Below are 19,929 nucleotides of genomic sequence, written 5' to 3'. Positions count from 1 at the left end.
GGCTTTTTATCACTCGTTGGGTTCAACATTTTCTACCCTGGCCTTGAGTTTCTGGCCAGGCCGGAAGGTCACCACGCGACGGGCACTGATAGGAATATCTTCGCCAGTCTTGGGGTTACGTCCGGGACGCTGATTCTTCTCACGAAGGTCAAAGTTACCGAAGCCTGAGATTTTGACTTGTTCACCACGCTCAAGCGCTTGTCTGATCTCTTCAAAGAAGGCTTCCACCATATCTTTGGCTTCACGCTTGCTCATCCCGAGCTGGGTGAACAGGTGCTCTGCAATGTCGGCTTTGGTAAGCGCCATAGATCAATCCCTCAAGGATGCATTCAACTCTTCACCAAGGGCCCGCACGACATTGTCTACGGTCTCGGCAATCTCTTTCTCCTCCAGGGTGCGCTGGGTATCTTGCAGAACAAGACTGATGGCCAGGCTCTTCTTGTCCTCAGCCATACCAGCACCCTGGTATACGTCAAACAAGTTTATTCCAACTACCTGATTTCCGCCAACTTTTTTAATTACTGCCAGAACATCCCCTGCCAGAACCTGACGATCAACCACCACGGCGATGTCACGACGGTTAGCCGGGAACTTGGATACTTCGGCAGCAACCGGTACTTTGGCCGGAGTCAGCTTGTCCAGCTCCAGTTCGAACATGACGGCGCGGCTCTTCAGACCCAACTTCTTCTCGAGGCTCGGGTGGATCACGCCAATGTGGCCAATCACCACGCCATTGCGCAGAATGGCGGCACTCTGACCCGGATGCAGGGCACTGTGCTCTGCACGCTCGAAGGTAAAGGTGGCTCCTTCGGCGGTCAAGTCCAGCACCGCTTCCAGATCCCCTTTCAAATCAAAGAAGTCGGCTGCGCGGGTTTTGATGTCCCAGTGCTCGTCGCTCTGGTTGCCGGTGATGATACCGGCCAGCATCGGCTCCTGACGGATGCCGTTCTCGGCATTTTCGTCCTTGATGAAACGCAGGCCCTGCTCGAACAGACGCACCCGCGGCTGCTGACGGTTCTGGTTATAAACAACGGCTTGCACCAGACCCGGGAACAGAGAGACACGCATGGCGGACATCTCGACCGAAATCGGGTTCGGCAGCACGATGGCATCGCTCTGCGGGAACAGGGTTTGCTGGGTCTTGGGATCGACGAAGCTATAGGTGATCGCTTCCTGGAAGCCTCGGTCAACCAGCAGGTCGCGCACGCGCTTCAAGGTCACCTGCCCTTCTGCCTGCTCTACCATCGCCAGAGAGGCGGCTGGTTTCAGGTTAGGGATGTTGTTGTAGCCGTAGATACGGGCCACTTCCTCGATGAGGTCTTCCTCGATGGCGATGTCGAAACGCCAGGAGGGTGCCAGCGCAGTCCAGCCGTCAGCTTCAACGGTTACCTGCATGCCCAGACGGGTCAGGATCTCGACCACCTGAGCATCCGCCACGCTGATGCCGATCACCTTGTCGAGCTTGGTGCGACGCAGCTTGATGGGTGCCGCTTTCGGCAGATGGGCATCGGATTTGACCTCAATGACCGGACCCGCTTCGCCGCCGCAGATATCCAGCAGCAGGCGGGTGGCACGATCCATCACCTTGGCCTGCAGCTCCGGATCCACCCCGCGCTCGAAGCGGTGGGAAGAATCGGTGTGCAGACCGTAGGCACGGGCACGGCCGGTGATGGAGAGCGGTGCGAAGAAGGCGCACTCCAGCAGGATGTCGGTGGTGGCCTCGGAGACACCGGTGCGATTGCCACCGAAAATACCTGCCATACAGGCAGGGCCTTTGGCATCGGCAATAACCAGAGTAGTCTCTTTGAGCTTCACCTCGTTGCCGTCGAGCAGGGTCATCGGCTCATCAGCGTGGGCACGGCGCACCACCAGTTCCCCTTCCAGCGTTGCCAGATCGAAGGCATGCATCGGCTGCCCGTATTCCAGCAGCAGGTAGTTGGTGATGTCGACGATGGCATCGATGGAACGAATGCCGCCACGACGCAGCTTCTCTTGCATCCAGAGCGGGCTCTGGGCCTGCAGGTTCAGCCCCTTGATGACTCGGCCCAGATAACGGGGGCAATCGGCAGGCGCTTCAACCCGGATCGGGAAAGTTGCATCAATGGTGGCAACAGCTGGTGTCCAGGTCGGCTCGACCACGTCAACGCTGTTGAGCACGCCGATTTCTCGGGCCAGGCCTGCGATGCCGAGGCAATCGGCACGGTTCGGGGTCAGATCCACATCGATGCTGACGTCATTGAGCGCAAGGTATTCGCGGATATCGGTCCCGATGGGCGCATCCAGCGGCAGCTCGATGATGCCATCGGCTTCGACGTCAATCCCCAGCTCGCTGAAGGAGCAGAGCATGCCGTGGGACGGCTGACCGCGCAGCTTGGCTTTCTTGATGGTGAAATCACCCGGCAGGGTCGCCCCTACTTTGGCAACGCACACTTTCAGGCCCTGACGGCAGTTCGGCGCGCCGCAGACGATATCCAGCAGCTCGGCCTCGCCCACGTTGACCTTGGTCACCCGCAGTTTGTCGGCATCCGGATGCTGGGCACACTCGACCACTTCACCCACGACCACATTGTTGAACTGGCCAGCCACCGCTTCCACGGCGTCCACTTCCAGACCGGCCATGGTGATCTGCTCGGCCAGTGCATTGTCACTCAACTCGGTGCGGACCCACTCCATCACCCAGGATTTACTGAATTTCATGTTCTCTCGCCCTTACTTGAACTGCTTGAGGAAGCGCAGGTCGTTTTCGAAGAAGGCACGCAGGTCGTTGACCCCGTAACGCAGCATGGTCAGGCGCTCAACGCCCATGCCGAAGGCAAAGCCGGAGTATTTTTCCGGATCGATGCCAACCGAACGCAGTACATTCGGGTGCACCATGCCGCAGCCCAGCACTTCCAGCCACTTGCCGTTCTTGCCCATCACGTCGACTTCGGCGCTCGGCTCGGTGAACGGGAAATAGGAAGGACGGAAGCGAATGGTCAGATCTTCCTCGAAGTAGTTGCGCAGGAAGTCGTGCAGAATGCCCTTCAGTTCGGTAAAGCTGGCATGCTCGTCGACCAGCAGGCCTTCGACTTGGTGGAACATCGGGGTATGGGTCATGTCGTAGTCGTTACGATAGACGCGGCCCGGCGCGATGATGCGGATCGGCGGCTGCTGATGCTCCATGGTGCGGATCTGCACACCGGAGGTGTGGGTACGCAACATCAGATCAGGATTGAAGTAGAAGGTATCGTGATCGGTACGCGCCGGATGGTGAGCCGGAATATTCAGCGCATCGAAGTTGTGGAAACCATCTTCAATCTCGGGACCACGGGCAACCTTGAAGCCCATCTCGCCAAACAGGCGCTCGATACGCTCGATGGTGCGAGTCACCGGGTGCAGACCGCCATTCTCGATGCGGCGGCCCGGCAGGCTGACGTCGATGGTCTCGGCAGCCAGCTTCTGATTCAGCACAGCGATTTCGAGGGCTTCACGACGCTCGTTCAGGGCATCCTGAACCTGCTGTTTGGCCTGGTTGATCACGGCGCCCGCGGCGGGACGCTCTTCGGCAGACAAGGCACCCAGGCCCTTCATCTGCTCGGTAAAAAAGCCCTTTTTACCCAGATATTTGACCCGGATTTCGTCGAGGGCGGCGATGTCGCTTACGCCCTCAATTTCGGCTCTGGCTTGGCCGACTACTTCTTCAAGCTGTTGCATGTCTTCCTCGTCACCACTCCCGGTACAGGAGCCTTTAGGCTAAATAAGGTCAAGAGGGGAATAATACAAAAAAAGCCCCTTCTCTGACCATAGTTAAGGCCCGCTTTTCTCCCTAGAAATCATTTTGTTATATCAAGTGAGTCTCGAGTTCCCCCTACCCTTGTTTTAAATAGTGTTATCAACACCAAGTTTGTTGGCATATGTATACCCTATGAAGTCGTGTCGTATAGGTCCATCCGACCTTATGAGCATGAGCGTGGAAGCAAATGGATCGCCGTCAAACACAAAGAAATACAAAGGCTCCACATACCAAATAGAGTCCCCACTACCCTCAACGTGAACAACATCTGATCTGCAGTCTTGTATCACGGCTCTGACGCTGGCGCGGGTCACTGCTGATGTCTCCATAGGACGAAACAGGGTGATAGATACTATACAACCCGACAGTTAACCCAATAATCGCTTATAAAGCGCATCAATCCCCCCTCCCCTGTTTGGCTACGTCAATCCAATCACGGGAAAGACCTGCTATAAACCACAAAATATCAACGTTGATTATCTGTCGGAGACGCTATGAGATCTACCTCCAATAAAAAGAGATGATGCCGATGACAACATCATCTCTTGTATTGTTTTATTTAAAATAACAAAGCGAGTTAATAACTCTCGTTATATCCGAGTAAATTAAATTATGCATCCTTTGCCAAAAGATATTTGATCAATTGGGTGAACTGCTCTTGTGAGTTGATAGACTCAATCTTTATCATATACTTGCCGTTGACAATAAATGTCGGGGTACTACGAATATTATATTTCTCTGTGTTACGATCGAACTGGCTTACCATGGATGAAACTGCAAAGCTATCAACCGTGTTATCAAATGCCTCTACCTGTACGCCATTCTCTACAAAGAGCTTTTTAATATCATCACGATTTTGTGGAGCTTGGCGCTGTACCTGGATTTTATGAAAGAGTGATGGAGTTAACTTGCTTTCAACATTAAGTAGTGTTGCGGTTGCATAAGCCCGTTGCATCTCCTGGGCCATATCGCGCCCAAAAAAAGCGACCGGATTCTTCTTGATAGCTACCTCTTTGGGGAGGTCATGTTGTAACTGCTCAACGATGGGTTCAAATTTCGCACATGGCGGGCAGTAGTAAGAGAAAAACTCCAATACCTCTGGTTGAGCAGTAGCTGTTTGCTTGAGGACATCATAGTTGACCCCCTCTTTGAACTCTGGAGCCGCATTAGCGCAGGGAAGCATAAAGATAGCAGCAAGGATCAAAAGAATTTTTTTCATAAAACTTCCAGTTGATGGTCAGACAAAAATTTCATTATAGGAATTTCGACCTTGCTAAAAGCTGAACAAACATCATCTCTTGCACAAGAATACTATTGCATACGAGGATAATAATAAAAATAAATCTATCCCTGTTGCAATACAAATAGAAAATCTATTCTTACCTCAATGTTCTTTTATTAAAGATTTACAGTCACAATATAATACCGAGCTCCCGTAGAATCTGGACTTGCACACCTAGCAGTTATTAAATAATGCAAAGAATAGTTTAGATATAAACTATATATAACCAGAAGCGGCACCAAGATAAACATTGATGGAAAATCGCAAAGACAGCGTAACTATACGTTTCGGAAAAATTATTACGCTAGATAGATAAGATGAAACTTTATTTATAATTTTGAATTAATATTTTCAATCTTGATTTAGTTCACTAGTGAATATATATAAACACTGAAATTAAATATTACACCAACAAAAAAGGAGGCCTGAGCCTCCTTTATTTTTTATAACAGAGCTGGGGATTAGACCAGAGCTGCTTTAGCTTTTTCAACCAGGGCGGTGAAAGCCAGCTTGTCGTGAACGGCGATATCGGACAGGATCTTGCGATCGATCTCGATAGAAGCCTTCTTCAGACCGTTGATCAGACGGCTGTAGGACAGACCGTTCTGACGGGCAGCAGCGTTGATACGCGCAATCCACAGTTGACGGAACTGACGCTTTTTCTGGCGACGGTCACGGTAGGCATACTGACCAGCTTTGGTTACCGCTTGTACCGCTACGCGGTAAACACGGGAACGGGCGCCGTAGTAACCCTTGGCGGCTTTCATTACTTTCTTGTGACGAGCACGAGCAGTCACACCACGTTTAACTCTTGGCATTTTTCACATCCCCCCTTATGCGTACGGCAGACAAGCGACAACACGTTTGTGGTCGGCAGCGGAAACAAAGAACTTCGGTCCCAGCTGACGCTTACGCTTACTGCTCTTCTTGGTCAGGATGTGACGCAGGTGGTTGTGCTTGCACTTGAAGCGACCTGAGCCAGTCTTCTTGAAGCGCTTTGCGGCGCCCCGGTTGGTTTTCATCTTCGGCATTTCATACTCCGCATTGTGAGTGACAACAAAATCGCAAGGCGAACCGACTCATGGAGCTAGCCCCATGAGTCAATTTCTTGTGGGCCTTAAGATTTCTTCTTAGGTGCGAGAACCATCACAGCTTGACGGCCTTCGACTTTCGGGAACGATTCGACTACGGCCAACTCTTCCAGATCGTTCTTGACGCGCTCCAGAACCTTGATACCAAGCTCCTGGTGTGCCATTTCACGACCACGGAAGCGCAGGGTGACCTTAGCCTTGTCCCCGTCTTCCAGAAAGCGAACCAGGTTGCGTAGTTTTACCTGATAGTCGCCTTCGTCAGTGCCAGGACGGAATTTGATTTCCTTAACCTGGACGACTTTCTGCTTTTTCTTCTGTTCTTTGGTGGTTTTGCTCTTTTCGTAGAGGAATTTGCCGTAATCCATGATCCGGCAAACGGGCGGCTCAGCGTTCGGACTGATCTCGACCAGATCCACTTCGGCCTCAGCGGCCAAGTTCAGTGCTTCCTGGATAGAGACGATGCCAAGTGCTTCGCCATCCAGACCAGCCAAACGAACTTCTTTCAGACGGATCTCTTCATTGATCCGGTGAGCGCGGGCTTGCGGTTGCTTGCCCAGTTTTTTTCCGCCTTTTATAGCTTATTCCTCCACTTTCTTTTGTCCGCGGGTCTGAACTTCCTGGGTCAACAGAGCGATGAACTCTTCAACAGGATAAGTGCCCAGGTCAGCCCCTTTACGAGTACGTACTGCAATCTGGCCGGCTTCAACTTCTTTATCGCCACAGACCAGCATGAAAGGTACTCGCTTCAAAGTATGCTCGCGGATTTTAAAGCCAATCTTCTCATTTCTCAAGTCCGCTTTTGCACGAAGGCCCGCATCATTCAATGCTTTGGCTACTTTCACTGCATATTCGGCCTGATTGTCGGTGATATTCATGACCACTGCCTGGGTCGGAGCCAGCCAGGCCGGGAACAGGCCTGCGTACTCTTCAGTCAGGATACCGATAAAGCGCTCGATGGAGCCCAGAATCGCACGGTGGATCATGACTGGCACGTGGCGCTCGTTGTTTTCACCTACATAGGTGGCGCCCAGACGGCCCGGCAGGGCAAAGTCGAGCTGCACGGTACCACACTGCCACGCACGATCAAGACAATCGTGCAGGGTAAATTCGATCTTCGGACCGTAGAAGGCACCTTCACCCGGTTGCAGATCGTATTTCAGACCGTTGAGCTCCAGCGCTTCTGCCAGTGCCTGCTCGGCACGATCCCACATTTCGTCGGAGCCGATACGCTGTTCCGGACGAGTGGAGAGCTTGACCACGATGTTCTCGAAGCCAAAAGTACCGTAGACGTCATAGACCATACGAATACAGCCGGAGACCTCTTCCATGATCTGCTCTTCAGTACAGAAGATGTGCGCGTCATCCTGAGTAAAGCCGCGCACCCGCATCAGACCGTGCAGGGATCCTGACGGCTCGTTGCGGTGGCAAGAGCCAAACTCGGCCATACGCAGCGGCAGATCGCGGTAGGATTTCAGACCCTGGTTGAAGATCTGGACGTGACCCGGGCAGTTCATCGGCTTGATGGCGTACTCGCGGTTCTCGGACTGGGTGGTGAACATGGCCTGGGCATATTTCTCCCAGTGACCTGAACGCTCCCACAGAACGCGGTCCATCATGAACGGACCTTTCACTTCCTGATAGTCGTACTCTTTGAGCTTGCCGCGGATGAAGGTTTCCAGCTCGCGGAAGATGGTCCAGCCATCGTTGTGCCAGAACACCATGCCCGGCGCTTCTTCCTGCATGTGATACAGGTCGAGCTGCTTGCCGATCTTGCGGTGGTCGCGCTTGGCGGCCTCTTCCAGACGCTGCAGATAGGCCTTGAGCTGCTTCTTGTCAGCCCAGGCAGTACCGTAGATACGCTGCAGCATCTTGTTGTTGGAGTCGCCACGCCAGTAGGCGCCGGACATCTTCAGCAACTTGAAGTGGTGGCAGTGACGCATGTTGGGCACGTGCGGGCCACGACACATGTCGATGTACTCTTCGTGATGATAAAGACCGGGCTTGTCATCACGGGCAATGTTCTGATCCAGGATTTCGACCTTGTAGGTCTCGCCACGGGCAGCGAACACGTCGCGCGCTTCCTGCCAGGAGACCTTTTTCTTGATAACGTCGTAATCCTTGGCTACCAGCGCCAGCATGCGCTCTTCCAGGGCAGCCAGATCTTCATCGGTCAGGGTACGGTCAAGATCAACGTCATAGTAGAAGCCGTTGTCGATGACAGGACCGATGGCCATCTTGGTCTGGGGCCAGAGTTGCTTGATAGCGTGACCCAGCAAGTGGGCGCAGGAGTGGCGCAGAATGTCCAGACCTTCTTCGTCTTTGGCAGTGATGATGGCCAGCGAGGCATCGGCTTCGATCAGCTCGCACGCATCCACCAGTTCACCGTTTACCCGACCGGCAATGCACGCCTTGGCGAGACCGGGACCGATGTCCGCAGCCACATCCATGACGGAAACAGAGTGGGCAAATTGACGTTGGCTGCCGTCAGGCAGAGTAATGATTGGCATTATATGTTTCCTTATACAGTGGTGACCCCTACCAAAGGTCACATGCGGGATGGAAAAGAGATTCAAAAAGGTGATGTTCTGGTTCTCCACAGCACTTTGCGAAGACGGCCCGCCACCCGAACGAAAGATTCAAGGTGACAAACCAAGCCAAAACGGCCCCATGCTACCAGAAGTAACCGTGGCTGTATCGGGTTTGATGAGATTTTCTACAGTTAAATGAGATGCTTGCCGACTATTCACCAAGCAGCGGCTGCCAGTTGAAGTCAAAAGCGCTGGCGCCCTCCTCGGCCAGGGCCAGTTGCTGCAGCACGTGAAGCGCCAGTTTGTTGCCCTTTTGCGCCGCCTGATAGAGCCACTGTTTCCCCTGTGAGAGATCGACACGCCCGCTCGCCCCCATCAGATGGAGCACCCCGACTTTCAGCATCGCCGGCACATCGCCATTGCGGGCGGCAAGATCCATCCAGTGAAAGGCTTCGCGCAGATCCCGCTTCACCCCGGCACCACGCAAATAGGCATCCGCCAACCGGTATTGGCCAAAGGGATCGCCCGCCTGCGCCGACTGACGATAGAGCATGATGGCCCGACTGATATCCTGCTCGCTCCCCTGCCCCACTTCATGGCTCCAGCCCATGAGAGCCTGCGCCCTTGGTTGCCCTTGCTCGGCCAGCGGCGACCAGATCCGGGTTGCCTCATCAAAATGGCCGGTTCGCCAGGCACGGTTGGCCGATGCCAGCTCCTGCTCCGTGGTGAGCGGAACAAGCCGCCAGATAACCAGGGCGATCAGCGCAATGAACAGCCAGCGAGTCGTGGTTGGGCTCATATCGATTTCCGTGATCCAGTTCGCATTTTGTTTATGTAAACGAAATGTAGCCGCCGGATCAAGCCAGAGATGCCCTGTCGATGCAATTTAAAGTCGGGTAGTAAGAAAGAGACTTGTCTTTGGTGAGCGATGATCACAGAATAACTGTATACACATACAGTAAAGATAAAATTCATGGCCGGACGAGGCAGCAACCACAATATCGACCACCGTTTCAGCGGCCCGCGGATCGAGACGGTCGACGATGGCTGGCACTCTTCCGATTGGGATGCCGCCTTCACAGCCTCTGCCCCCGGCACAGAAGTACGCGAAATAGAGGCCCGCAGCATTATCAGTTACAACAGCTCGCCGGATGTGCCTTTTGGCCGCTCCATCAACCCCTATCAGGGGTGCGAACACGGCTGCATCTACTGCTATGCAAGGCCCAGCCACGCCTATCTGGAGCTATCCCCCGGCCTCGATTTCGAAACCAAACTGTTTGCCAAGCTCAATGCAGCCGAATTGCTGCGCCGGGAGTTTGCCAAACCGGCGTATCAGCCACAGAGCATCGTCATCGGCGCCAATACCGACCCCTACCAGCCTGTTGAGCAGCGCTATCGTCTCACCCGTCAACTGCTGGAAGTGATGTTGGCCCATCGCCATCCGGTGGGGCTTATCACCAAAAGCGCCATGATATTACGCGATCTCGACCTGCTGAGCGAACTCGCCAGAGAGGGGCTCTGTCAGGTGATGGTGTCGGTGACAACCTTGAATGAAACCCTGCGGCGACAGCTGGAGCCCCGCGCAAGCACGGGCGCTGGGCGCTTGAAAGTGGTCGAGAAGCTGGCCAGCGCCGGGATACGGGTTGGTGTGCTGGCAGCCCCGATGATCCCGAGGCTCAATGAGCCGGAGCTGGAGCAGATCATCAAATCGGCAGCCAACGCTGGCGCCTGTTGCGCCGACTATATCCTGCTGCGCTTGCCTCACGAGCTGGCGCCGCTGTTCAGTGACTGGCTGGATGAGCACTATCCCGGCCAGAAGGAGGCAATTTTGAACCAGCTGCGGGCCAGCCGCGGTGGCGGGCTCAACAGTACCGCCTTTGGCACGCGTATGCGTGGTGAGGGACACTTTGCCGACCTGTTGTCCCAGCGCTTTCGCCTGATCAGCAAGCGGCTGGGTCTTGGCAAGCGCCATGTTCAATTAAGGGAGGATCTCTTTATCCGCCCGGGCGAACAGTTGACACTCTTCTAAAAAGCCAAAGGCTGCGATGTAACATGCAAGCCTTCAGGGTGCGCGCTCATCCCTGCCCTGCTCCAACAGTTCTGCCGGGAGTCGTGACGGCTCATGGGCCACTTCCAGCGACTCGTTACCACGGGTTGGCAACTCCACTTCACCCCATACCCGACTCCACCAGATCTCCCAGGTTATCCAACTGGTCATATGCAGCTCCTGTACGGTCAATGTGAACCACGCTGAGTGTGATGTCAGGATGCATCACTCGCCGGACAAGATAACGCGCTGTGATGACACGCCAGTGACAAACAAATTACTAAAAAACGTCACCTCGGCAGCATAGCAACCAGAACCATCGAAATCTGAAACTGCTCACAACTTCAGCGAACTCACCTTGAAATCCATCACAAATCCACCGGGATGCGATTGCGATTGACCCTGATTGTGCCAAAGCTGCTCTGCCCATTTCAGGCATAGTGACAACAACAAGAAAGGGAAATAACAATGAAACACACAGCGGGAATGCTGGCGATCGCAGGTATGCTGATCACCCCCTTGGCGCACGCCGATGTCATACTGCACGCCTTCAACTGGAAGTACAGTGAAGTGACTGCCAAAGCTGATCTCATCAAGAGTGCCGGCTATAAACAGGTTCTCATCTCACCGCCACTGAAGTCTTCGGGCAACGAGTGGTGGGCCCGTTACCAACCCCAGGATCTGCGCCTTGTCGACTCCCCCCTTGGCAACAAGCAGGATCTCGAGCAGCTGATCGCCGCCATGAAGGCACGAGGTATCGCCGTCTACGCCGATGTGGTGCTCAACCACATGGCCAATGAAAGCTGGAAACGCAGCGATCTCAACTATCCCGGCAACGAGCTGCTGCAGAGCTACACCAGCAACCCCAGCTACTTCGAGCTCCAAAAACTGTTTGGCGATCTGGGGCAAAACTTCCTCTCCGGCCAGGATTTTCATCCGGAAGGGTGCATCACCGACTGGAACAATCCGGGCCATGTCCAGTACTGGCGGCTGTGCGGCGGACCCGGTGACAAGGGCTTGCCGGATCTTGACCCCAACAACTGGGTGGTGAGCCAGCAGCAGGCCTACCTGCAGGCACTCAAGGGGATGGGGATCAAAGGCTTTCGGGTCGATGCGGTCAAGCACATGAGTGATTACCAGATCAACGCCATCTTCACTCCCGAAATCAAACAGGGGATGCACGTCTTTGGCGAGGTGATCACCACGGGGGGCGCCGGCAACAGCGACTATGAAAACTTCCTCAAGCCCTACCTCGACAGTAGCGGTCAGGGCGCCTACGACTTCCCGCTCTTTGCTTCCCTGCGCGGCGCCTTCAGTTACGGTGGCAGCATGAACCTGCTGGCCGATCCGGGTGCTTATGGGCAGGCACTGCCTGGCAGCCGTGCGGTCACCTTCGCGGTCACCCACGACATCCCCACCAATGACGGCTTCCGCTACCAGATCCTGAACCAGACAGACGAGTCGCTGGCCTATGCCTACCTGCTCGGGCGCGATGGTGGCTCGCCACTGGTCTACTCCGATCATGGCGAAACCCGAGACAAGGATGGCTTGCGCTGGCAGGACTACTACCTGCGCGCCGATCTCAAGGGGATGATCCGCTTCCACAATGCAGTACAAGGGCAACCGATGCAGTTGGTCGGCAGCGATAACTGTTTTGTACTGTTCAAACGCGGCAAGCAGGGACTGGTTGGCATCAACAAATGCGGGCAGGAGCAGGAGTACTGGCTCGATACAACCAGATACGAGATGAACTGGTATCGCAACTACCGGGATGTGCTCGATCAGAATGCGGTAGTCAATGTGCAGAGTCAGTGGGTACGGCTGGCGATCCCTGCGCGCAGCGCCAGAATGTGGCTGCAGGAGTAATGATGCCCCGGCATCTCGGGCCCAGGTAAAAAAATACCCAGGCGAAGAAAATAAAAGAGCGACCACAAGGTCGCTCTTTTTATCTGCTGCAGCAAGGAGGAACGATTACTCGTCACCCGCCTCGCCATCAACGGAACCGGCGGCGTCAGCTGCGGTATCAGTGCCTTCGGACACCTCACCCTCAGCAACCACTGCATCGTTCTCGTCTTCATCGCTTTCGGCGATGCGCTGCAAACCGACTACGGTTTCGTCTTCACCGGTACGGATCAGACGCACACCACCGGTGTTGCGACCGATAATGCTCACCTCGGCCACACGGGTACGCACCAGAGTGCCGCCGTTGGTGATCAGCATGATCTGATCGGTCTCTTCAACCTGGATGGCATCGATGACCTTGCCGTTGCGATCGTCCACCTTGATGGAGATAACGCCCTGGGTACCACGGCTCTTGGTCGGGTACTCATCGAGTGCGGTACGCTTGCCGTAACCGTTCTCGGTAGCGGTGAGGATGGCACCTTCACCGCGCGGAACGATGAGGGAAACCACCTTGTCACCGGCGGCCAGCTTGATACCACGGACACCGGCGGCGGTACGGCCCATCGGACGCACGCCCTTGAAGGTACCCTTGCTTTCAGTGCCTTCGCCGTTGTCGCTGCCATCATCGTCGTTGCCGGCATCGTCGTCGGTGTCGACCTCATCGCTGGCATCCGCATCGGCGCGACCGCTGCCTTCAGCGAAGCGAACAACCTTGCCCGCATCGGAGAAGAGCATGATCTCGTTGCTGCCGTCGGTGATATCCACCCCGATCAGCTCATCACCCTCTTTGAGGTTGATGGCACGGATACCGGAGGAGAGCGGACGGCTGAAGTCGGAGAGGCTGGTCTTCTTCACGGTACCGTTGGCGGTCGCGAAGAAGACATACTTCTCGGCATCATATTCCTTGACCGGCAGAATGGCGGTGATGCGCTCACCCTCTTCCAGCGGCAGAAGGTTGATGATCGGACGACCACGGGCGCCACGGGACGCCTCCGGCAGCTGGTAAACCTTGAGCCAGTAGACCTTGCCGCGGGTAGAGAAGCACAGAATGGTGTCGTGGGTGTTGGCCACCAGCAGACGCTCGACGAAGTCCTCTTCCTTGATCCGGGTCGCGGACTTGCCCTTGCCGCCACGGCGCTGGGCTTCGTAATCGGAGAGCGGCTGATACTTCACGTAACCCTGGTGGGACAGAGTCACCACCACGTCTTCCGGAGTGATCAGGTCTTCGATGTTGATCTCGGCACTGGACATGCTGATTTCGGTACGACGCTCGTCGCCATACTGGTCGCGCACGGCCAGCAGCTCATCGCGGATCACTTCCATCAGACGAACCGGGCTCGCCAGGATGTGCAGCAGCTCGGCGATGAGATCCAGCAGCTCCTGATACTCTTCCAGGATCTTCTCGTGCTCAAGGCCGGTCAGCTTGTGCAGACGCAGGTCAAGGATGGCCTGTGCCTGCTGCTCGGTCAGGTAGTAGTAACCGTCGCGAATGCCGAACTCGGGCTCCAGCCACTCGGGGCGAGCCGCGTCGTCACCGGCTTTTTCCAGCATGGCAGCCACGTTGCCGAGCTCCCAGCCCTTGGCAACCAGGCCCGCTTTCGCATCAGCCGGGGTGGCACTGTGACGGATCAGTTCGATAACCGGATCGATGTTGGCCAGCGCAACCGCCAGACCTTCAAGGATGTGCGCCCGATCCCGCGCCTTGCGCAGTTCGAACACGGTCCGGCGGGTCACCACTTCGCGGCGGTGCAGCAGGAACGCATCCAGGATCTCTTTAAGGTTCATCACCTTGGGCTGGTTGTTATCGAGCGCCACCATGTTGATGCCGAACGTGGTCTGCATCTGGGTGTGCTTGTAGAGATTGTTCAGCACAATCTCGCCGGACTCGCCGCGCTTGATCTCGATAACGATGCGCATACCGTCCTTGTCGGACTCGTCGCGCAGGGCACTGATGCCCTCGATCTTTTTGTCTTTGACCAGCTCGGCGATCTTCTCGATCAGACGAGCCTTGTTCACCTGGTAGGGAATTTCGTGAACGATGATGGTCTCGCGACTGGTCTTCTCGTCCACTTCCACTTCAGCCTTGGCCCGCACATAGATGGAGCCACGACCGGTACGGTACGCCTGCACGATGCCGGAACGACCGTTGATAATGCCACCAGTGGGGAAATCCGGGCCGGTGATGTAGGTCATCAGCTCGTCAATGGTGAGGTCGCCGTTTTCGATCAGCGCCAGGCAGCCGTTGACAATCTCGGTGAGGTTGTGAGGCGGAATGTTGGTCGCCATGCCCACCGCAATACCGGAGGAGCCGTTGACCAGCAGATTGGGAACCTTGGTGGGCATGACAGCCGGGATCATCTCGGTGCCGTCATAGTTCGGCACCCAGTCCACGGTCTCTTTGTCCAGATCGGCCAGCAGCTCGTGGGAGATGCGTGCCATCCGCACTTCGGTGTAACGCATGGCCGCGGCGCTGTCGCCATCGACCGAACCGAAGTTGCCCTGACCGTCGACCAGCATGTAGCGCATGGAGAAATCCTGCGCCATCCGGACGATGGTGTCATACACAGCGCTATCGCCGTGCGGGTGATATTTACCGATTACGTCACCGACCACACGGGCCGATTTTTTATAGGGCTTGTTCCAGTCGTTCCCCAGCTCGTTCATTGCATACAGAACGCGGCGGTGAACCGGTTTCAAGCCATCACGCACATCCGGCAGAGCTCGTCCTACGATCACGCTCATGGCGTAATCAAGATAGGAACTCTTGAGCTCTTCTTCGATGTTGACCGGCGTGATCTCTCTGGCCAGATCGCTCATAGAAAGCCTTAATCCCTAATTAGTTGTTCTTTGGCTTAAACAGCGCGACATGGTAACACACCAAGGCGGATTCCTTAAGCCACAAATCGGGCTGGTTTGACAAAGTCCGTCCGTTATAATGCCCGCCAGGACAATAGATTGCGCGCGAGTCACCCGCTCTGCGCGCCCTGCCACAGGATCTTCGATAAATGAACAGTGACGCAAATGTCGACCTGACCGAAATCGCCAAATTTGAAGCCATCGCCTCTCGCTGGTGGGACATGGAGGGCGAGTTCAAGCCCCTGCACCAGATCAATCCGGTGCGCCTTGACTGGATAACCAACAAGAGCGGCGGCCTGTTTGGCAAGCGCGTGCTCGACATCGGCTGTGGCGGCGGCATCCTCGCCGAGAGCATGGCGCGCCGCGGGGCACAGGTCACCGGTATCGACATGGGCAAGGAGCCCCTTGGCGTCGCCCGCCTGCACGCCCTGGAGCAGGGGGTCGAGCTCGAGTACCGCCAGATCACTGCCGAAGCACACGCTGAAGAAGCACCCGGCCAGTATGACGTGGTCACCTGCATGGAGATGCTGGAGCACGTGCCTGACCCGGCTTCAGTGCTGCGAGCCATCGCAACCCTGGTGCGCCCGGGTGGCCGCGTGTTTGTCTCCACCATCAATCGCAATCCCAAATCCTATCTGATGATGATCCTCGGCGCCGAGTACCTGATGAAGATGGTGCCCAAGGGGACTCACGACCATAAAAAGTTCATCATGCCCGCCGAACTCTGTCGCATGGGTGAAGCCGCGGGCCTGTTGGTGCGCGACATGAGCGGCGTCCACTATGCGCCACTCTCCAACAGCTTCCGGCTCGGTCGCAACGTCGACGTCAACTATATGGTGGAATTCATCCGCCCGGAGCACGGCTGATGCGCGCCTCTCACCCGCAGCCCCTTGGCTGTGTGCTGTTCGATCTGGACGGCACCCTGCTCGACACGGCGCCGGATCTGGGCGCAGCCGTCAATCACGTGCTGATAAGCGAAGGATTTGCGCCGCTTTCTGACGACATCATTCGCCAGACCACCTCCCACGGCGCCCTCGGGCTGCTCAGGGCGGGGCTCGGCGACGATCTGCTGGAAGAGCTGGGGGCCACCCGCCTGCGCAATGCCCTGCTCGACTACTACGCAGCCAATCTTTGCGTCGGTACCCGCCCCTATGACGGTATGGTGGATCTCATCGAGTGGCTCGACGAGAAGCAGCTGCCCTGGGGCATAGTCACCAACAAGCCGGCCTTTCTCACCGAGCCGCTGCTGGCGGCGCTGCCAGCGCTCGCAAGCTGCGGCGTCACCGTCAGTGCCGATACCCTGCCGGTACGCAAACCCGACCCTGCCCCCATGTATTTTGCCTGCGAGAAGCTGGGGGTCGAAGCAGCTCACTGCCTCTATGTGGGGGATCATGTGCGCGACATCGAAGCGGGCCGCAACGCCGGCATGCGCACTGCAGTCGCTGGCTGGGGCTATCTCAATGATGAGGAAGATCCTGCCCAATGGGGCGCCGATCTGCACTTTGATACCGTGCAGGCACTGCACCACTGGCTGCGCTACGAGCTGGGCTGAAGCTGCCGGTCGTGACGTTGCAAGAGTTGGGGCATCGGTTGATGCCCTTTTTTACGGCCTTCTCCTGTCCCCAACAGCTAACAAGAAGAGAGCGTAGGTGGATAGCCAAGGCAACTTTAACTGTCACAAAGAGCCCATATGACAACCTTGCTCCCGTTTCACTGAGGCAACTGTCAGCAAGCAGACCGAGAAAGTGCGCTTCACATTTTGCAGTGACAACCGAGAGCTGGACAGCTTTTGTCCCTTGTTGGGCAAGGGATAATCAGCAGCGGTTCGCTAGTAAAAAGGCCCCCTTTTCGCAAGCAAAAAAAGTTATTTAAATTTTCCATCTTCGATCGGGAGGCTTGCATTTGACGAAGCGGACGAATGAAAACCCGCTCACTGTGAGCAACCACTAACAGAGACAACAACACCCACAATTTATCCACAGCAAGCCAGTTATCCACACGTTGCAATGCGCAGTCGACCTCACTATCTTGTAGCTCGACATCAAAATAACACTATATCTTGTGATTCATCGCACAATAGTTACCCAACAACTGCACCGGCCAGTCCTCCTGTGACCGCCAGCAGCCGGGTGGCGTGCGATGGTTTTTCGGGAATCAACTAAAGGTCATCAGCCAATGAACTTGTTTGTGACGAAGCGTAACGGACACAAAGAACCCATCGATCTGGATAAAATTCACCGCGTGCTGGATTGGGCCGCCGAGGGTCTCGACAACGTGTCGGTCTCCCAGGTAGAGCTCAAGTCCCACATCCAGTTCTATGACGGTATCCGTACCGCCGACATTCACGAAACCATCATCAAGGCAACGGCTGACCTCATCTCCGAGCAGACCCCGGACTACCAGTACATGGCTGCCCGTCTGGCCATCTTCCACCTGCGCAAGAAGGCCTACGGCCAGTTCGAACCGCCCCACCTCTACCAGCACGTGGCTCGTCTGGTCGACATGGGCAAGTACGACAAACACCTGCTGGAAGACTACACCCAGGCCGAATTCGAAGAGCTGAACGCGCACATGGATCACTGGCGCGACATGAACTTCTCCTACGCAGCGGTCAAGCAGCTGGAAGGCAAGTATCTGGTACAAAACCGCGTCACCGGCGAGATCTACGAAAGCCCGCAGTTCCTCTACATCCTGGTGGCAGCCTGCCTCTTCTCCAAGTACCCGAAAGATACCCGTCTGGACTACATCAAGCGCTTCTATGATGCGGTCTCGACCTTCAAGATCTCCCTGCCGACCCCGATCATGAGCGGCGTGCGCACCCCGACCCGTCAGTTCAGCTCCTGCGTACTGATCGAGTGCGACGACAGCCTGGATTCCATCAACGCCACCGCCAGCTCCATCGTGCGTTACGTTTCCCAGCGCGCCGGTATCGGCATCAACGCTGGTCGCATCCGCGGTCTGGGCAGCCCCATCCGTGGCGGCGAAGCGTTCCACACTGGTTGCATCCCCTTCTACAAATACTTCCAGACTGCCGTGAAGTGCTGCTCCCAGGGCGGTGTGCGCGGCGGTGCGGCCACCCTGTTCTACCCGCTGTGGCACACCGAAGTGGAAAGCCTGCTGGTGCTGAAGAACAACCGCGGCGTGGAAGAGAACCGTGTCCGTCACATGGACTACGGCGTGCAGATCAACAAGCTGATGTACCAGCGCCTCATCAAGGGCGGTGACATCACCCTGTTCTCCCCGTCCGATGCGCCGGGCCTGTACGATGCCTTCTTTGCCGATCAGGACAAGTTTGAAGAGCTCTACGTCAAGTACGAGCAGGATCCGGCCATTCGCAAGAAGACCCTCAAGGCAGTCGATCTCTTCTCCCTGATGATGCAGGAGCGTGCCGGTACCGGTCGCATCTACATCCAGAACGTCGATCACTGCAACACCCACAGCCCGTTTGATCCGAGCGTAGCGCCGGTACGCCAGTCCAACCTCTGCCTCGAGATTGCGCTGCCGACCAAGCCGCTCAACAACATCGACGACGAGAACGGCGAGATCGCCCTGTGCACCCTCTCCGCCTTCAATCTGGGTGCCATCGACAAGCTGGAAGATCTGGAAGAGATGGCCGATCTGGCCGTGCGTGCCCTCGATGCCCTGCTCGACTATCAGGACTACCCGATTGCCGCCGCCAAGCGTGGCAGCATGGGTCGCCGTACTCTGGGGATCGGCGTCATCAACTACGCCTACTACCTGGCCAAGAACGGTGCCCGCTACTCTGACGGCTCCGGTCTGGCGCTGACTCACCGCACCTTCGAGGCGATCCAGTACTACCTGCTGAAAGCCTCTGTGCAGCTGGCCCGCGAATTCGGCCCCTGCCCGCTGTTTGGCGAGACCACCTATGCCCAGGGCATCCTGCCGATCGACACCTACAAGAAGGATCTGGATGCGCTGTGCAACGAGCCACTGCATCTGGATTGGGAAAGCCTGCGCGAAGAGATCAAATCCGTGGGACTGCGCAACTCCACCCTGACCGCCCTGATGCCGAGCGAAACCTCCAGCCAGATCTCCAACGCCACCAACGGCATCGAGCCGCCGCGCGGTCTGGTGTCGGTCAAGGCCTCCAAGGACGGCATTCTCAAACAGGTGGTGCCCGAGTATGATCGCCTGAAAGATCAATACGAGCTGCTCTGGAAGCAACCGAGCGTTGACGGCTACCTGCAGCTGGTCGGTATCATGCAGAAGTTTGTGGATCAGGCAATCTCCGCCAACACCAACTACGACCCGGCCCGTTTCGAAGGCAACAAGGTACCGATGAAGCAGCTGCTCAAAGACTTGCTGACCGCCTACAAATACGGCCTCAAGACCCTCTACTATCACAACACCCGTGATGGTGCGGACGATGCCCAGACCGATCTGCAAGATGACGGTTGCGCTGGCGGGGCTTGCAAAATCTAAGTCACGGC

The 19,929-nt window shown here is 56.1% G+C and carries 16 protein-coding genes; 5 read left to right on the top strand and 11 right to left on the bottom strand.

Going from position 1 to position 19,929, the window contains the following annotated elements; translation table 11 throughout:
• Positions 1-9: 9 nt before the first annotated feature.
• The 9 genes from ihfA to NOM67_RS02945 all read right to left on the bottom strand — a co-directional run bounded on the left by ihfA (position 10) and on the right by NOM67_RS02945 (position 9,472).
• A complete protein-coding gene (ihfA, locus tag NOM67_RS02985; RefSeq protein ID WP_005300715.1) occupies positions 10-306 on the bottom strand; it encodes an integration host factor subunit alpha in 297 nt (98 codons plus the stop codon).
• 3 nt (positions 307-309) lie between these two features.
• Entirely contained in the window at positions 310-2,697 is a 2,388-nt protein-coding gene (gene pheT, locus NOM67_RS02980; RefSeq protein WP_156852816.1) for a phenylalanine--tRNA ligase subunit beta, read from the bottom strand.
• Between the two features lie 12 nt (positions 2,698-2,709).
• The gene (gene pheS, locus NOM67_RS02975) at positions 2,710-3,693 is read right to left on the bottom strand and encodes a phenylalanine--tRNA ligase subunit alpha (RefSeq protein WP_011706167.1); all 984 of its coding nucleotides are present in this window, start codon (positions 3,691-3,693) and stop codon (positions 2,710-2,712) included.
• 689 nt (positions 3,694-4,382) lie between these two features.
• The gene (locus NOM67_RS02970; RefSeq protein ID WP_156852817.1) at positions 4,383-4,991 is read right to left on the bottom strand and encodes a thiol:disulfide interchange protein DsbA/DsbL; all 609 of its coding nucleotides are present in this window, start codon (positions 4,989-4,991) and stop codon (positions 4,383-4,385) included.
• A gap of 524 nt (positions 4,992-5,515) precedes the next feature.
• Positions 5,516-5,872, bottom strand: a complete 357-nt coding sequence (rplT, locus tag NOM67_RS02965) for a 50S ribosomal protein L20 (RefSeq protein WP_005300683.1) — start codon at positions 5,870-5,872, stop codon at positions 5,516-5,518.
• A gap of 15 nt (positions 5,873-5,887) precedes the next feature.
• A complete protein-coding gene (gene rpmI, locus NOM67_RS02960; RefSeq protein WP_005300673.1) occupies positions 5,888-6,085 on the bottom strand; it encodes a 50S ribosomal protein L35 in 198 nt (65 codons plus the stop codon).
• A gap of 86 nt (positions 6,086-6,171) precedes the next feature.
• Positions 6,172-6,702 carry a translation initiation factor IF-3 gene (gene infC, locus NOM67_RS02955; RefSeq protein WP_156852818.1) on the bottom strand — a complete coding sequence of 177 codons (531 nt, stop codon included), beginning with the start codon at positions 6,700-6,702 and terminating at the stop codon, positions 6,172-6,174.
• A 21-nt stretch (positions 6,703-6,723) separates the two neighbouring features.
• Positions 6,724-8,652: a threonine--tRNA ligase gene (thrS, locus tag NOM67_RS02950; RefSeq protein WP_033112468.1), complete on the bottom strand. Its 1,929-nt coding sequence runs from the start codon at positions 8,650-8,652 to the stop codon at positions 6,724-6,726.
• A 232-nt stretch (positions 8,653-8,884) separates the two neighbouring features.
• Positions 8,885-9,472, bottom strand: coding sequence for a tetratricopeptide repeat protein (locus tag NOM67_RS02945; protein WP_156852820.1), 588 nt, complete (start codon positions 9,470-9,472; stop codon positions 8,885-8,887).
• 174 nt (positions 9,473-9,646) lie between these two features.
• On the opposite strand from NOM67_RS02945, the gene NOM67_RS02940 reads away from it, so the two are divergent.
• On the top strand, positions 9,647-10,702 hold the full coding sequence (locus NOM67_RS02940; RefSeq protein WP_156852821.1) for a PA0069 family radical SAM protein: 1,056 nt from the start codon (positions 9,647-9,649) through the stop codon (positions 10,700-10,702).
• Positions 10,703-10,735: 33 nt separating this feature from the next.
• Here NOM67_RS02940 and NOM67_RS02935 read toward each other — a convergent pair whose 3' ends face one another.
• Entirely contained in the window at positions 10,736-10,891 is a 156-nt protein-coding gene (locus NOM67_RS02935; RefSeq protein ID WP_255933667.1) for a hypothetical protein, read from the bottom strand.
• A 297-nt stretch (positions 10,892-11,188) separates the two neighbouring features.
• Between NOM67_RS02935 and NOM67_RS02930 the strand changes: the two genes are divergently transcribed.
• A complete protein-coding gene (locus NOM67_RS02930) occupies positions 11,189-12,586 on the top strand; it encodes an alpha-amylase family protein (RefSeq protein ID WP_255933665.1) in 1,398 nt (465 codons plus the stop codon).
• 105 nt (positions 12,587-12,691) lie between these two features.
• On the opposite strand, the gene gyrA is transcribed toward NOM67_RS02930, so the two are convergent.
• Positions 12,692-15,439 (bottom strand): DNA topoisomerase (ATP-hydrolyzing) subunit A, encoded by a 2,748-nt coding sequence (gyrA, locus tag NOM67_RS02925; protein WP_201966501.1) that lies wholly within the window; start codon positions 15,437-15,439, stop codon positions 12,692-12,694.
• 188 nt (positions 15,440-15,627) lie between these two features.
• Here gyrA and ubiG point away from each other — a divergent pair, with 188 nt between their 5' ends.
• From ubiG to nrdA, 3 genes are all read left to right on the top strand, one after another.
• Positions 15,628-16,344 carry a bifunctional 2-polyprenyl-6-hydroxyphenol methylase/3-demethylubiquinol 3-O-methyltransferase UbiG gene (gene ubiG, locus NOM67_RS02920; RefSeq protein ID WP_041207838.1) on the top strand — a complete coding sequence of 239 codons (717 nt, stop codon included), beginning with the start codon at positions 15,628-15,630 and terminating at the stop codon, positions 16,342-16,344.
• Positions 16,344-17,030, top strand: coding sequence for an HAD family hydrolase (locus NOM67_RS02915; RefSeq protein ID WP_255933662.1), 687 nt, complete (start codon positions 16,344-16,346; stop codon positions 17,028-17,030). Before ubiG ends, NOM67_RS02915 begins: the two co-directional genes overlap by 1 nt.
• A gap of 623 nt (positions 17,031-17,653) precedes the next feature.
• The gene (gene nrdA, locus NOM67_RS02910; RefSeq protein WP_041207840.1) at positions 17,654-19,921 is read left to right on the top strand and encodes a class 1a ribonucleoside-diphosphate reductase subunit alpha; all 2,268 of its coding nucleotides are present in this window, start codon (positions 17,654-17,656) and stop codon (positions 19,919-19,921) included.
• The last annotated feature ends 8 nt before the right edge of the window (positions 19,922-19,929 follow it).

Origin of the sequence: Aeromonas sp. SG16 (assembly GCF_024436135.1) — a bacterium.
Classification (GTDB): Bacteria; Pseudomonadota; Gammaproteobacteria; order Enterobacterales; family Aeromonadaceae; genus Aeromonas; species Aeromonas jandaei.
Note: the sequence above shows the minus strand (reverse complement) of the source record. Positions and strands in the feature narration are given on the sequence as shown.